This window comes from Caballeronia grimmiae, from assembly GCF_000698555.1.
GTDB classification, from domain to species: Bacteria; Pseudomonadota; Gammaproteobacteria; order Burkholderiales; family Burkholderiaceae; genus Caballeronia; species Caballeronia grimmiae.
Map to the genome: position 1 here is coordinate 36,238 of NZ_JFHE01000024.1, position 13,338 is coordinate 49,575.

Consider the following 13,338-nt stretch of genomic DNA (forward strand, 5'->3'; position numbering starts at 1 on the left):
ATGGACCGCAATGATGTGGTGTTGGGCAGTAGCGCGGTCCATCCGCGCATTGCCCGCCAGCGGACCGAGCTCGTCCTCTCGCAACCATTCTTCGGGGCGCTCGCGCTCCGATTGAATGTTCGCGAGGACCCGTCGGCCAAGACGTTCTGGGTCGACGGCGAGACGCTCGGCTACAACCCGACGTACATGGAATCGCTCGGCGACCTCGAAGTGCGCGGCGTCGTCGCGCACGAGGTGCTGCACGTGGCCAATGGTCACTGCTGGCGTCAGGGCGCGCGCGATCCCGACCGATGGAACGATGCCTGTGACTACGCGATCAACCCGATCGTGCTGTCGTCGGGCATGGTTTTGCCGAAAGGGGCGCTCGTCGATCCGCGCTATACGGGCAAGTCGGCCGAGGAGATCTACGGGTTGCTGACGCAGGAGGCGAAAGAAAAGCAGCAACAGCCTCCGCAGCAGAATCAGCGGCAGCCGCAGAACCAGCAGCCGCAGCCGGGCCAGCAAGATCAGCAGCCGCCGAACGGCAAACAAGCTCCGAAGCCCGGTGGCCAAGACGGCACGGCGCCGGGGCAGTCGCCGGCCGATCAGCCGGGGAAGCCCGGCTCGTTCGGCGAAGTGCGGCCCTTCAAAGGTCCTGACAAGCCAGTGAAGGAAGCTGAGTGGAAGGTTGCCGTCACCCAAGCCGCGAAAGCGGCCGCGATGCGCGGCAAGCTTCCCGGCGATTTGCAGGCGATGGCCGGCGAAGCGGTTCGGCCTGTCGTTGACTGGCGTGCGGTGCTGCATCGCTTCGCGCAGCAATCGTCGCCGTCGGACTACAGCTTCGCGACGCCTAACCGGCGGTATCTGCATCTCGGGTTCTATCTGCCCGCGCTGCATACACCGGCGATTGGCGACGCGGTCTTCGTGCGCGACTCCAGCGGTTCGGTGTTCGACGAGACGCAGGCGCAGTTCGACGCGGAGATCCTCGCCGTTTTCCACTCGTTGAAGCCCGCGCGCCTCGTCGTGATGGATTGCGACACGCGCGTGACGCAGGTTCAGATCTTCGAGCGGGGAGACTCGCCCGAGATCAAGCCCGTGCGTGGTGGTGGCGGGACGGCGTTCGTCGACCCGTTCAATCGGGTCGCGCAAGACGGCATGAATCCCGCCTTTCTGGTCTATCTGACAGATATGGTGGGGCGCTTCCCGACAGTCGCGCCGCACTACCCGGTGCTGTGGGCGTCAACCACGCCTTTGGCACGGGCTCGGAAAGCGCCGTTTGGCCAAACGATGGAGGTGATCTGCTAGTCCCCGGCTTTGGCCGGGCATTCCCTGAAAGACGAAGCCCGGCGATTTTGCCGGGCTTTTTTTTCGACTACGCGCGAGGCTCAGGCCCGGCGTTTTTGCAGCGGCTGGTATGCCTCGCCGCCTTTGAACCTTTCCAGACGGTCGCTTGCCGTGGTCAGCGCGCCGAGCGTTGCGCTATGGAGTTGCCGGTCGTACATGGTGACGATCGCAGCCAGCAGCGCAAAGGCTGACTCCGACGACACACCCCACGTTCCTGTGCGCCGGCCACCGTCAAACACTTCAGCCATTGCTCGGTCTGCCGCCAGCAGCGATTCGTGCGACAACTCGCCGTGGCCCGCCTCGCTTAGAAACTTGCCGAGCAACACGACTTCGGTGATGTGCTGCGCGGGGCCGATGTGGTCGCAGGCGCCGCGGATCGCTTCCAACGATAGGTGGGCACGCAGCGCAAGGTCACCGGCGACGGCACGCGGGATCGGAAGCAGTTGCGCCTTGGTGAGGCGCGCACGAGCCGCTTGAGCGGAGCGTTGGAAGGGAAGGGTGCGAGACATAGCAAACGTTTGATTGACTGCCCGTGTTAACGATCTTCCCACGCTGGTTCTGAATGGCTTACGGTGCGTGCGCGCTGAAAACGCTCAACAACAGCGATCGCGCGCTCGCATTGATCCGGGTCGAGCGTATGGATTGAGCATTTCTCCGCATCCGCCCCGATCTCGGCCGCCAGCCATTTCATCGCTTTGGCGCGCGCCTCGAATACGTTGCAGCCGTCGCGCCGTACCTTCGCCGCAATCAGCGGCTCGAGCGCCGCGTGGAGCTTCGCCTTTAGGTCCCGCAGGCGGGCGTCGGCGAGACGGCCGAGCGGTACGTGGCGGGTGCTGCGCGGAAACACGCCGACCCACGCCTGGCAGTCCACGCAAAGCCACAACTGACCGTGATCGTCGCGGTAAGGGTAAGCGTCGTCACCGGCGTGCACGAGCGTCGCGGGCGTGCCGCAGTAGTCACAATTGGGGTGGGGCAGAGGCTTAACTGGTTTTCCTACGCGCATCGCCGAGGACTCCTGGCGGAAACGATAAATATAACAAGCCGGGAGTGACGCACGTCGGACAGTCAATCTAACTCGATTTCACAATGTAAAAAGTTTGCCGAATAAGGGGGATGTGAATATTCGGCAAGTTTTGTAACAGCCCGTTTTCTTAGTGTTTTCATAAGTTTAAGAGCATGACCGAACCGAGTGGGACGCTCTCCGGAGAGCGTTGGTTGCCTGCCTCGGGGAAAGAATCGCCCGATCCCGTCCCTTACAGTAGAGGAGATATCGCCGCAGTCGCCGCAAAAGCTGCTCAATTTGACGCCTCTTTCGCTGCCTGCGCGCGTTTGCCAACGCCAACAATAGCCGACATGTTAGATAGCCCACAAAGCATCGCATGTCCGAGTCTGCCGATAACCAACTCTTGAAGCTGCGTCCCCTCGAAGCGGAAGCCGTGCGCATGTTTTTCCACGCGCTTTCGCCGCTGCGCGAGCTGCTCGATGCGCCGGACCTCGCGGAAATCATGATTAACGATTACCGCAACGTCTGGGTGGAGCGCCGTGGCGTGATGACACGCGAAAATATCGACCTGCGCCCGGAACAGCTCGAAGGCGCGATCCACTCGCTCGCTTCTTCCGTTGAGAAGTCGGCAAAAGCGGGCAGTGACAAGGGCATCATCAATGCCGGTCACCAGAACCTGCGTATTGCGGCGGTCATGAGCCCGACGTCGATCGACGGGCATGCGCTAAGCATCCGGAAGCACCGTGAATCGAAACTCACGCTGTCGGACTACGTGAACATGGGCGCGTTTTCGGCAGCCAACGCCCGACCGGAATATGCGGAAGCCATTCATTTCGAGGACGGCATCGAGGACGAAGCGCTCATGCGCGCGCTCGTGGCTCTCGTCCAGTCGCGCAAGAACGTGCTCGTCGCCGGCGGCACGTCGGCGGGTAAGACGACGTTCCTTAATGCTTTGATCGAGCAGATCCCGTCGGACCAGCGGGTCATCTCAATCGAGGACACGATGGAACTGAAGCTGCACGTGCCTAACCGCGTGCGGCTGCTCTCCAATGCCGACACGAACGTGACAACGCAACTGCTCGTCGCGCTGTGCCTGCGCTTTCGCCCCGACCGCATCATCGTTGGTGAAGTCCGGGGCGGTGAAGCCTATGACCTGCTGCAGGCACTCAACACCGGCCACGATGGTGGCCTCGCTTCTATTCACGCGAACAACGGGCGCACGGCGTTGAGCCGCCTTGAATCGCTCGCCATGCTCGGCATCCCGACCGGATCGCGGTGGGAGCTGGAAGACATGCGAAAAAACATCGCTGACTGCTTCAACTACGTCGTGCACTTCAAGCGCACCGGCGAGATGCGGCACGTCTCCGAAATCCTCGAAATTAGGGGATTCAAAAACAACGATTACGACCTACAACGCGTTTTTTAACGGGAGCATCAAATGAAGGGCAAGAAGGTACTCAACAGAGCCGCGACGGTGGCAAAACGTCTGCGTCCGGGCAAGTCGATGTTGGTCGGCGCGCTGCTGAGCGTCGTGTCGGTTGCGGCAATGGCTGCGGGCGATTTTTCGAACCTGACGGGTCTGACCGACATCATCTGCACGATCAGCAACTTGATCAGCGGCCCGTACCTCTACGGCATCGGCATCGTGCTCATCACGCTGGGCGGCGTCGCAGTGGCGAACTCGGAAAGCAACATCGCGAAGACCTTCTCGGTGGTGCTGGTCGGCCTCGGTATCGCCTCGGTGGCCGTGCCGATCATGCAGAGCCACTTCCACATGGCCAACGCCTGCTGATATGCGCCAACACAAGGTTAGTCGAGGCCTCTCATTGCCGCGCCAGATGGGCGGTGCAGACCGTGGACTCGCCATTTTCAACGGGACGATGACGGCGCTGCTCACCTACACGAGCTGGACACCGGGGTTTCTCATTGTCGGCGTGGTGGTGCATGTGTTCTTGCGCTGGAAAAGCTCGACTGACCCGTGGTGGCGAATCGTGATGCTGGTGTACAACCGCTACCCGGACGTCTATGAGCCGGGGCCGAGCAGCCGTTTTAGCGCGCGCTTCAAGCGCCCGTATGGGTTTGATCAGGACCTTCCATGCTGAAAATGATGTTCACCAAGCGCGCGGTACAGGAGATCGCGCCGTGGGCGACGATGGTCACGCCCGAACTGGTGCTCAACAAGGACGGGTCGCTGCTGACCGTGTTCGAGTTTGAAGGCATCGACGCGGATTCGCCCAATCCCGGCGACATCACGGCCGCCCGCGACAACCTCGACCATGCATGCCGCAACTTCGACCATCGCGTGACCGCGTGGTGGCGCATGTCGCACCGGCGCGTGCGGGGTGGCATGGACGGCAACTTCGCGTCGGAGGCCGATGCGCGCGTCGACGCGATCAATCAGGCGATCATCGGCAGCGGCAAGTACTTCAAAAACTCGCACTCGCTGGCGCTGGCGTTCACGCCTGAAACCGGCATCTCGCGGATCTTCGACAAGATCAGCTACCACATGACGGTCGGCGGCAAGAACCTGGCTGTGGCGATGTTCGAAGCCGCAAAAGACACGATTCTCGCGCGCAGCGCCTTTGCGTTCGATCTGACCAAGATCCAAAACGAGATCAAGCGGTTTGAATCGGTGATCGACGGCTTTGTCGGCGGCGTTACGCGCCTGAAGATGAAGCGGCTTCAGCTTCAGAACGTGCTCTCGTTCCTGCACCAGCGAGCGAATCCGTCGACGCCCAAGCGTCGCGTGCGCTACCCGGTCACGATGCTTGATACCCACCTGACCGAGAGCGAAGTCACGATCGGCGCGACCGAGCTGATGTTCGAATCGGCGCACGGCAAGCTGTACGCGCGGATCATCGGAATCAAGGAATGGATGGGCTTCCAAGAGGCGGCGCTCGACGTGCTCTCCCAGGTGGACGCGGAACTGGACGTCTGTGTGATGTTCCGATTTCTCGACACTTCGCGGGCGGGCGCGTACATCAAGAAGATACGCGGCTTTTATAAGGTCGCGGCCTTCAATCCGGTCGCGATCCTGAAGCAGTGGGCAACGAAGGAAGAGCAGAAAAACGATGAGGGTCGCGAGATTCTGGCGAAAGAGGCGGGCGACGCACTCGCGAAGCTGGACGCCGAAGGCCAGCAGTACGGCTTCGCCAACATTTCGGTAGTCGTCTATGGGAGCACACCCGAGGAGTGCGAAGACGCGACGCGTCAGGTGGTCGGCGTCATCGGCAACGCGGGCTTCGGCGTGATCCTGGAAAAGACGAACCTCTTCGCCTCGTGGAGCGCGACGCTACCGGGCCGTTGGGATCAGCAAAAGCGCCTGCAGTTCGTAGAGACGCCCGCCGTCTCCGACATCGCGCCGCTGTGCAGCGTGGGTGAGGGATCGAAGGTCAACGAGTGGCTCACGCAGCAGTCCGGTACGAAAACCGGCCCGCTCACGTGCCTGCCGACCCGCCATCGCACGCTGCAGTATCTCGACTTGCATCATCCCGGCGGCAAAGCGCACACGCTGGTCGTCGGCCCAATCGGTGCCGGTAAGTCGGTGTTCCTGAACTACCTGATGACGCAGACCGGGCGCCACGGGGCGCGCCGCATCCGTTTTGACAAAGACCGCTCGACGCGCATCCCCACGTTGCTGGCGGGTGGCCGGTTCATTGACGCAACCGGACGTTTTGAGGCGGCAACCTCCGTGAACCCGCTCTCGCTCATCGGCGAAGAGAAGCACTGGTCGTACGTCGCGGACTGGGTGCAGCTTGCCATCGAGGGCGAGGACTACACCTGCACGCCGCAGCAGCAGACGGAGATTTACGAGCGCATCCGGACGTTGGCGCTCGGCTTTCCGCCCGAGAAGTGGCGTCTTTCGGGCCTGATCACGCTGCTGCCAGCGGATCTGCGTGAGCGCCTGCAAGTCTGGACCGAGGGCAACAAGAACGGCAAATTCTTCGACCACGCCGAAGACGGCTTCGCTATCTCGGACGACCTGTCGATCGAAATGGGCGACCTCTTCCAGAACTTCCCGGTCGCCGCCGCGTTGTTCATGGACTACGCCTTCTACCGTATCGCGCAGATCCTCGACGGCAAGCGCTACACCGTGATCGAGATCGAAGAGGCGGGCTTCTTCTTCACTTATCCGAAGTTCTATGCGCGCCTCGAAATATGGGCGGTGACGATCCGAAAGCTCAACGCGGCGCTGCTGATGGCCACGCAGTCGCTCGGCCAGTTGGCTCGTGTGCCGAACTTCGAGATCCTGAAAGAGAACATTCCGAACATCATCTACCTGCCGAACAGCGACGCGATCAACAATCAAGGGCTGTACAGCGACGTATTCGGTCTGACGCAGCACCAGATCAAGATGATTTCGGACGCGGTGCCCAACCGCGACTACCTGTGGGTGACGGCCAAGCAGAGCCGGATGCTGCAGGCGCAGTTCCCGAAGGAGGCACTTGCCTACCTGCGCTCGGACGGTCGCGCGCAGGCGCTCCTCGACAAGCACGTGAAGTCAGGCAGCCCGCAATGGCGGGAGGACTACGTGCGCGACGTGCTCGTCAACGCTTGAACGCATTAGATAAAGGTATCGCCATGATGAAAAAACTGCTCCGCTGCGTCGCAGCCACCGGCGTTCTGACGCTGGGATTCGTGCAATACGCCAACGCAAACATGCCGGTGTTCGACGCGTCCAACTTCATTCAGAACACGATGACGGCGGCGGCCGCCGTGAAGGGTGAGGTTTATCAGGACTCGAACCTGGTGTACCAGTACCAGATGATGCTCAACCAGTTGAAGCAGGCGACCAACCTCAACCCTGCAGCGATGTTGGCGCAGTTCAACAGCATCACCAGCGACATTACGAACTTGTCGAAATACACGGATGCGCTGAAGGACCTGTACGGCGGCCTGCAGAGCAACGCCGAGTACGCAAACAAGGTACAGGCGCTGATTACGCAATCGGGGAAGACCGCCGACCAGTGGTTCACGGACCAAAACACGCTACTTCAGAACAACGACAAGACGGCGAAGCAACTTTTCCAGCAAGGCAACGACGTCATCTCGCACGTCAGCACGCTCGCGAAGCGCCGGCAGGAAATCCAGGACCAACTGAACATGTCGCCGACGATGCAGGCGACCGCTCAGTTGACCACACACATGCTGGACATCATCTCCAGTCAAAACAGCGACCTCCTGACGATGATGGCGGCCAAGCAACGCAGTGACGCAGTCAAAGATTCCGCAACAGTCGCGGATCAGAAGGCGAACAATGCGAGTCAGGCGGCGCTCAAGGCGCAACAGGATAGAGAGCGTGCCGCCTTCGACGCGCAGATCGGCTCTGCGAAGGCGCTGGGGCAATGATGCTGCGGTCTGTCATAAATTTCATTAGAACGCTGCTCGTTCTCGCGACGGCCATCGGCTGCATAGCCATTACCCCCGGCCGGGCGATGGCGCAAGCAGCGGCCGACGCGCCGGCTTCGGCGGCAACAAGCTCTGCGGCATTACTCGCGAGCCAGAAAGGCGATTTCGCTAAAGGGGCGACCAGTGCGACGCAGCAGATCCACGTTCTGCTCTCCAACGTCGTTGATGCCGCGGTCGATGCCAGTTCGGGGGTGATGAGCGAGGCGAACAAGTTTGCATGGGGCCTGGGTGTGATCTCCCTCGTTCTCGTGGGCGTTCGGTTCGCCGGGACGCATCATCCAATTTCGGCGTGGGTCGACCTTTTCGAAGAAGTGGCAATCTTAGGCATTTTTGTCGCCTTGTACCTTGGATACACCACTTCTGCGGCAGGTTTCTGGACATGGTTCGAGCAGTTGGCGGCGCATATCAGCAACGCGGACAACGGCTCCGTCGGTTCTCAGATGGCCTCGCTTGCGGGGACCATCATCGACGCGCTGACCACCAAGCTGAAAACGGTCAAGTTGTGGGACATCCCTGCGCTGCTGACCGACGTTGTCGTCCTCTCCATCTCTGCGCTTGTGATGGCCCTCGCCTCGATCATCTTCGTCTATTACACGGCGATAGGCCAAATCCAGGCAGCGATCGGTATCGTCCTCGGCCCTATCGCCATCGCGCTGGGCTTTTCCTCGTACACGCGGAGCTATTTTAAAAAGTGGCTCGATTGGATGATCAGTGCGGGGATGTACACGGTCGTAGTTGCCGTTCTGATCAGGCTTGTCGGCTCGTCGATCACAGACGCAGTGAAAAAGGCGACCGAAGTCGGCGGCTCAACTACCGTCAACGGAGCGTATGTCTTGGATCTAGCGATATTCGTGCTGCTGCTTTCGTTCGAGGTTCCGAAGCTCGCGACGATCTTCGGCGGCGGAGCGACAGCAACCGGTACCGGTGCAATGAAGCTGGCGGCCAAATTTATCCCATGACGACCGCTCACCTTGCAATCCCTGTCGAGGAGCTTTTCGCCACGCACCAAAAGCGAATCGAACTGGTTCGACAATGCGCCAATGAAAGCACGGAAACGGAGTTCGCACGCAAGTGGGTGTCTGTGCTGCGTCGCTGTGCTAACTGGTTTTTGTCGATGCCGCTCACGCCCGAACTGCATTGCGAGCCGGGCGGTGCTTTCCGCGCGACGATTGAATCGACCTTTTATGCGATGCGGCTCGCGGGCGGGCAAAAGTTCGCGGCTGACCTCACGTCAGATAAGCGTCGGCGGCTGGAGCCGCAATACAACTACGCCGTCTTCCTGGCCGCCGCATGCTCGCTCCTTGATGAGCCGTTTCGTCACTTTGAGATGGTGCGGCTCTCGGACCGCACGAAGTGGAATCCAGCGGCGCACGGGGCGTTCGGCACGTGGATAGGAACCGGTCAGTTCGCCGTTGAGCGGCGTGTGACGCCACTGAAGAATGAGCGCATGCGCACTGCCATGTTTGCCCAGACCGTCATCATGCCCGAGCTGCTTTCCGGGTTCGATACAACGGTGCTCGACGACCTCTTCAACGCAATCAACCCGGAGCGCAGCCCGCAGGGGTTTGAACCCCTCGTCCACAAGGTGGTGCGGCAGGCCATGGATGTTGCGGTGGACTTTGAGCGCAAGGCGCAACGCGCCGTCTTTGCGCCAGTGAAGTACGACGTTCCCTCAGCCGTGCACGTCGCGCTCGCGCTTGAGCCGCAGTTCGTCGCGGCCGCCCCGGCGACCGCCGATTCGGCGGTGGCCTCGGGGCACCCGTCGGCGAGTTCCGGGGAACCAAACGCGGGCGTTGCTCCAGAGTCGTCGACGAAGACTCCCGAGCCGCAAGCTGCCGTCGTTGGAGCAACGGCCGCGTCGCAGCAGCAGGCGAGCGCCTCCGCGCCGAAGTTCTCTCAGTCGTTGCTCGATGCGTTGGAGCGCAGCGAAGCACAGGCCGCTGGTGCGGCTGCGGCTGAGCCCTCGACCAGCGCGAGCGCGCCTGCGCCGCGCCCGGCACCGGTCGACCCTGCGGCAGCCCGCCCCGCACGGTCCAATGCGAACAGGGTTGGGCCTTCCGACGAAGAATTGACTGAACTCCTGGGGCCGGGCGCTGCAATGCTGAAAGAATTTTTCAAAGCCCTTGCTGGAGACGTGGCGACGGGAAAGGCGAATGTGACGTGGGAAGAGAAGGGGCTGGCCGTTCAGAAGCGGCTCGTCGGGGGCTACGGCATCACGAGCGATACGCTCGTCGAACAACTCAAGAAGCGCAGCCTGCTCATGCGCGCACACGGCAATGACATCTGCATTGTCGAGCGCGCAGGCCGTCTCATCGTGGAGCGACCCGCGGCATGAACTACGTCAATCACTTCCGTCCGATCTACGAGTTTCGTCCGTTTCTCGTTTGGCCCATCGTCATCGTTGGCATTCTGATCTCTGGAATGCCGTACGGATGGGCATTCGCGCTAGTTGGTGGGGCGCTCCTCGCGATCCGGGCGCTCCAGATATGGAAGGCACTGAGCTTTCGCATGGCCATCTCAACGAAATGGCTGAGCAAGATTCGCATCGAAAAGCTTCTTGCCACGCAGAACGCGATGCGGAAAAGAGCGGACTCGATGTATCTGGGCATCGGGTACGAGTGGACGCAGAAGCATACGCAGATTGCCCACGAAATCCTGCGGATGCCCGTAACCGACATTCCGTCGTTGCCGAAGTGGTTGCCAAAAACCGAGATTGGCCGGACCGTTGAGGAACGCATCGAGCGGCTATTTGGTCCGCGCGACAGCATTCGCGATCGCATGCCGCAGGGATCGTCCTGGATCCACGGTATGGAGCAGAAGAAGGTCGAGGTGCCGTTTCACTATAAGGTGATGGGCGGTCACACGCTGGTGGCGGGCACGACTGGCGCGGGCAAGACCCGCACCTACGAAGTCATCTCCACGCAGGTGATCCACAACCCGAAGGACGTCCTGATCATCGTCGACCCCAAGAACGACGACGAGTGGAAGAAGCGCGTGGAGAAGGAGTGTGCGCGCACAGGGCGCAAGTTCCTGTACTTCAATCAGGCGAAGCCGCATGAGTCGATCCGCCTGAACCCGCTTGAGAACTGGTCGCAGCCGTCGGAAATCCCGTCGCGCATCGCGCAGTTGATGGAAGAAGGCCAGTTCCGTGACTTCGCGTTTCTCTTCATCGATCGCGCGGTGAAAGGCGAACTGTATGTTGGCGACAAGCCCAATTTGCGCTCGATTCTCAAATACGCACAGTCAGGCATTGGCAATCTGCTCGACCGTGGGTTGCGGCGATTCTTTATCGAGAACGGCCTGACCGATTGGGAAGAACTGACCGTCACCGCGACGGTAAAAGACGCGCAGCGCCGCAACGACGCCTCATTGATTGACGGGATGGTGAAGTTGTATCTCGACCGATTTGCCGCTCACGACCGAGGGCACGAGACGATCGATGGGTTGATCGCCACGCACACCCACGACCGCGAGCACTACATGAAAATCATCGCGTCGGCGTTGCCGCTGCTCCAAATGCTCGCGACAGGCGAAACCGGCCTGATGCTAGCGCCAAAGGCGGATGACTTCGAGGACGAGCGCGAAATATGGGACATCGACAAGATCATCAAGCAGAAGGCGGTCTTGTACATGGGGCTTGACTCGCTGTCGAACAACATCGTCCAGAAGGCGATCGCGTCCATGGCATTGTCGGACGTTGCGGCGGTCTGCGGCGCGATTTATAACTTTTACGCAGAGAAGCCCGACGTCGTGCTCATCATCGACGAGATCGCCGAGGCCATCAACGAGCAGGTCATTCAAATCCTGAACAAGGGGCGCGGGGCGGGGTTCAAAGCGTTCGTCGCATTCCAAGCGCGTGCCGACCTGGAAGCGAAACTCGGAAACGCAGCGAAAATGCTGCAGGTTTTGGGTAACCTCAATAATCAGGTGGTGCTTAGACTAGAGGACTCAGATACAGCAAAGTGGTTCTCGGACAAGGTCGGAGAGACTGCGATCCGCGTGGTGAACGTGTCCAACAGCACGAATACCACGACCGAGGCGCATGCGCTCGAATTCAGTGGCTCGCAGTCCCGCTCCATTCAGCTGGAAAAGGTGCCGCTCATTCCCGTGAAGCTGCTTCACAGTTTGCCGAATCTGCAGTATTTCATGCGCATCTCTGGCGGTGCCGTGTATCAGGGTCGCATTCCTATCATCGAAGGCTAAAAACACAGTTATGTCCGCTGCATATAAAAACATCATTCGCGATCACAAGCTCTCGCACAGGCTGGTTGCGGTCTTCAACGTCGCACCGGAGCTGGAGCTCGCGTGCTCGCGTGTGGCCGACTTCATCGGGGAGCGGTTTAGGGGAGACAAAGGGCCGCTGGCTGCGGAGATGATCGAGTCGGCGCTCGATGGCTTCCGGCGCGCGAAGCGCACGGGCGACCAGCATATCGCGTTCATGCAAGGTCTGTTCGAGCCGTCGAAAGCGCTGTACGCCCGGCGTCTTGTCGCGCGCTTCGGTGACAAAGTCTCCGTGTGGTGCCCGATGGTCGAGTCAATCACCGCGTTCGAGGCGCGTCATCTCGAGTACCAGTTCGAGATGGTCGATGAGCGTTGCCCGGACGAGATCACTGAGCGCACCGCCGCGTTCCAACTTGCCGCACGCGTGCTTCAAGGAGAAGCTTTCCGCCGTTACTTCGAGGAATACGATGTCGCTCACCGTTACGATCATAGCGAAGCTGTCGGGAGTTGAGCCGCGTACGGCTCAGCGGGCGCGCGACACTGCCGCCGCGTTCGACGGCGATGTGAACGCAGCCGTGCCCGAGGAATTCACGTACGGCGCGGGTGCCCGCTGCTACGCGTTGGCGACGATTGCCGAGTTTCGCCCTGCGCTGTTTTGGGGCGGACTTATGGCGCTCGTCGCGGTTCCCGCCCTCATGCTGGCCAAGGTGCTGCATGGCTAGTCGTTTTGGTTCGCACATCAAGGTGTGGTTTCTGCTCGTGCCAGTGATAGCCATCGCTGTCATGCCGGCGATCCCGGAGCGCAAGCTATTCGAAGTGCCGGAAGCGGAAACCCATTCTCTCGTTGAGTCAGTCGGGCAGGACCGGGTCGACCGCGCGATGCGCAGTGCCAACGACGAGTTCCGCCGTGCTTTTGTCGACAGCGGGCTGCTGCACCGCACGCTGAATGCCTCCGGAAAGGTAGGCGGCTTGGACGACGGCGGGTTCTCGTCGTTCGCGCATACGTGGACGGAGAACTTCTGGTTACTGGTGTACCGCATGCTTTTCCGCGCGATGGTTATGAAGATGTGGATCATTGGAACCCTTCTTTTCGCGATCGGCATGTTCATAGACGGTGCGGCGCGCAGAAAGATAAAAGCGTCGGCTGCTGGCTTCGTAAGTCCCTTGTCTTTCCATCTGGCAGGCCATGGACTGCTGCTTGTCACTGGAACGATGTTCGCGGTGCTGGTGGTTCCGTTGCCTGTCTTGGTTGGCTACTGGGTCGCCGTCGCTGCGCTCCTCGGAGGTCTCCTGTGGAAAGCTGCCGAGTCCTTCCAGTCATCGAGATAAGAAAAAAGACATCGCGAGACGCATTAGCAGCACATCAAAATTTGCTTTAGTCG

Annotated in this window: 14 protein-coding genes; 12 read left to right on the forward strand and 2 right to left on the reverse strand. The window is 60.6% G+C overall.

The window, feature by feature from the left end; all coding sequences use genetic code 11:
- The gene (locus BG57_RS21100; protein WP_052005917.1) at positions 1 to 1,284 is read left to right on the forward strand and encodes a vWA domain-containing protein; all 1,284 of its coding nucleotides are present in this window, start codon (positions 1 to 3) and stop codon (positions 1,282 to 1,284) included.
- 80 nt (positions 1,285 to 1,364) lie between these two features.
- Here BG57_RS21100 and BG57_RS21105 read toward each other — a convergent pair whose 3' ends face one another.
- Together BG57_RS21105 and BG57_RS21110 are read right to left on the reverse strand one after the other, a co-directional pair.
- A complete protein-coding gene (locus tag BG57_RS21105; RefSeq protein WP_035967772.1) occupies positions 1,365 to 1,832 on the reverse strand; it encodes a hypothetical protein in 468 nt (155 codons plus the stop codon).
- A 26-nt stretch (positions 1,833 to 1,858) separates the two neighbouring features.
- The gene (locus BG57_RS21110) at positions 1,859 to 2,326 is read right to left on the reverse strand and encodes a zinc-finger-containing protein (protein WP_035967773.1); all 468 of its coding nucleotides are present in this window, start codon (positions 2,324 to 2,326) and stop codon (positions 1,859 to 1,861) included.
- A 376-nt stretch (positions 2,327 to 2,702) separates the two neighbouring features.
- On the opposite strand from BG57_RS21110, the gene BG57_RS21115 reads away from it, so the two are divergent.
- Genes BG57_RS21115 through BG57_RS21165 form a run of 11 tightly spaced genes read left to right on the forward strand, consistent with a single transcriptional unit; the run spans position 2,703 to position 13,285 of the window.
- Positions 2,703 to 3,752, forward strand: coding sequence for a TadA family conjugal transfer-associated ATPase (locus BG57_RS21115; RefSeq protein WP_035967774.1), 1,050 nt, complete (start codon positions 2,703 to 2,705; stop codon positions 3,750 to 3,752).
- 12 nt (positions 3,753 to 3,764) lie between these two features.
- Positions 3,765 to 4,118 (forward strand): hypothetical protein, encoded by a 354-nt coding sequence (locus BG57_RS21120; RefSeq protein ID WP_035967777.1) that lies wholly within the window; start codon positions 3,765 to 3,767, stop codon positions 4,116 to 4,118.
- 46 nt (positions 4,119 to 4,164) lie between these two features.
- Entirely contained in the window at positions 4,165 to 4,428 is a 264-nt protein-coding gene (locus BG57_RS21125; protein ID WP_035967832.1) for a conjugal transfer protein, read from the forward strand.
- Positions 4,422 to 6,884 carry a VirB4 family type IV secretion system protein gene (locus BG57_RS21130; RefSeq protein WP_035967780.1) on the forward strand — a complete coding sequence of 821 codons (2,463 nt, stop codon included), beginning with the start codon at positions 4,422 to 4,424 and terminating at the stop codon, positions 6,882 to 6,884. Before BG57_RS21125 ends, BG57_RS21130 begins: the two co-directional genes overlap by 7 nt.
- On the forward strand, positions 6,881 to 7,675 hold the full coding sequence (locus BG57_RS21135) for a TrbJ/VirB5 family protein (protein WP_229754103.1): 795 nt from the start codon (positions 6,881 to 6,883) through the stop codon (positions 7,673 to 7,675). The genes BG57_RS21130 and BG57_RS21135 overlap by 4 nt, the downstream gene beginning before the upstream one ends.
- A complete protein-coding gene (locus BG57_RS21140; protein ID WP_035967781.1) occupies positions 7,672 to 8,694 on the forward strand; it encodes a type IV secretion system protein in 1,023 nt (340 codons plus the stop codon). Before BG57_RS21135 ends, BG57_RS21140 begins: the two co-directional genes overlap by 4 nt.
- Positions 8,691 to 10,070 carry a TraI domain-containing protein gene (locus BG57_RS21145; RefSeq protein WP_035967782.1) on the forward strand — a complete coding sequence of 460 codons (1,380 nt, stop codon included), beginning with the start codon at positions 8,691 to 8,693 and terminating at the stop codon, positions 10,068 to 10,070. Before BG57_RS21140 ends, BG57_RS21145 begins: the two co-directional genes overlap by 4 nt.
- Entirely contained in the window at positions 10,067 to 11,938 is a 1,872-nt protein-coding gene (gene traD, locus BG57_RS21150) for a conjugative transfer system coupling protein TraD (protein ID WP_035967783.1), read from the forward strand. Before BG57_RS21145 ends, traD begins: the two co-directional genes overlap by 4 nt.
- Positions 11,939 to 11,948: 10 nt before the next feature.
- The gene (locus tag BG57_RS21155; protein WP_035967784.1) at positions 11,949 to 12,467 is read left to right on the forward strand and encodes a hypothetical protein; all 519 of its coding nucleotides are present in this window, start codon (positions 11,949 to 11,951) and stop codon (positions 12,465 to 12,467) included.
- Entirely contained in the window at positions 12,424 to 12,678 is a 255-nt protein-coding gene (locus BG57_RS21160) for a hypothetical protein (RefSeq protein ID WP_229754104.1), read from the forward strand. Before BG57_RS21155 ends, BG57_RS21160 begins: the two co-directional genes overlap by 44 nt.
- Positions 12,671 to 13,285 carry an IncC plasmid conjugative DNA transfer DtrJ family protein gene (locus tag BG57_RS21165; protein WP_035967785.1) on the forward strand — a complete coding sequence of 205 codons (615 nt, stop codon included), beginning with the start codon at positions 12,671 to 12,673 and terminating at the stop codon, positions 13,283 to 13,285. The genes BG57_RS21160 and BG57_RS21165 overlap by 8 nt, the downstream gene beginning before the upstream one ends.
- Positions 13,286 to 13,338: the final 53 nt, after the last annotated feature.

What these genes read in the sequence shown, in the direction of transcription:
- BG57_RS21110 (WP_035967773.1), bottom strand. Translation starts at nt 2,326, where the DNA reads ATGCGCGTAGGAAAACCAGTTAAGCCTCTGCCCCACCCCAATTGTGAC.
- traD (WP_035967783.1), top strand. Translation starts at nt 10,067, where the DNA reads ATGAACTACGTCAATCACTTCCGTCCGATCTACGAGTTTCGTCCGTTT.
- BG57_RS21160 (WP_229754104.1), top strand. Translation starts at nt 12,424, where the DNA reads ATGTCGCTCACCGTTACGATCATAGCGAAGCTGTCGGGAGTTGAGCCG.
- BG57_RS21130 (WP_035967780.1), top strand. Translation starts at nt 4,422, where the DNA reads ATGCTGAAAATGATGTTCACCAAGCGCGCGGTACAGGAGATCGCGCCG.
- BG57_RS21105 (WP_035967772.1), bottom strand. Translation starts at nt 1,832, where the DNA reads ATGTCTCGCACCCTTCCCTTCCAACGCTCCGCTCAAGCGGCTCGTGCG.
- BG57_RS21120 (WP_035967777.1), top strand. Translation starts at nt 3,765, where the DNA reads ATGAAGGGCAAGAAGGTACTCAACAGAGCCGCGACGGTGGCAAAACGT.
- BG57_RS21155 (WP_035967784.1), top strand. Translation starts at nt 11,949, where the DNA reads ATGTCCGCTGCATATAAAAACATCATTCGCGATCACAAGCTCTCGCAC.
- BG57_RS21125 (WP_035967832.1), top strand. Translation starts at nt 4,165, where the DNA reads ATGGGCGGTGCAGACCGTGGACTCGCCATTTTCAACGGGACGATGACG.
- BG57_RS21100 (WP_052005917.1), top strand. Translation starts at nt 1, where the DNA reads ATGGACCGCAATGATGTGGTGTTGGGCAGTAGCGCGGTCCATCCGCGC.
- BG57_RS21115 (WP_035967774.1), top strand. Translation starts at nt 2,703, where the DNA reads ATGTCCGAGTCTGCCGATAACCAACTCTTGAAGCTGCGTCCCCTCGAA.
- BG57_RS21165 (WP_035967785.1), top strand. Translation starts at nt 12,671, where the DNA reads ATGGCTAGTCGTTTTGGTTCGCACATCAAGGTGTGGTTTCTGCTCGTG.
- BG57_RS21145 (WP_035967782.1), top strand. Translation starts at nt 8,691, where the DNA reads ATGACGACCGCTCACCTTGCAATCCCTGTCGAGGAGCTTTTCGCCACG.
- BG57_RS21140 (WP_035967781.1), top strand. Translation starts at nt 7,672, where the DNA reads ATGATGCTGCGGTCTGTCATAAATTTCATTAGAACGCTGCTCGTTCTC.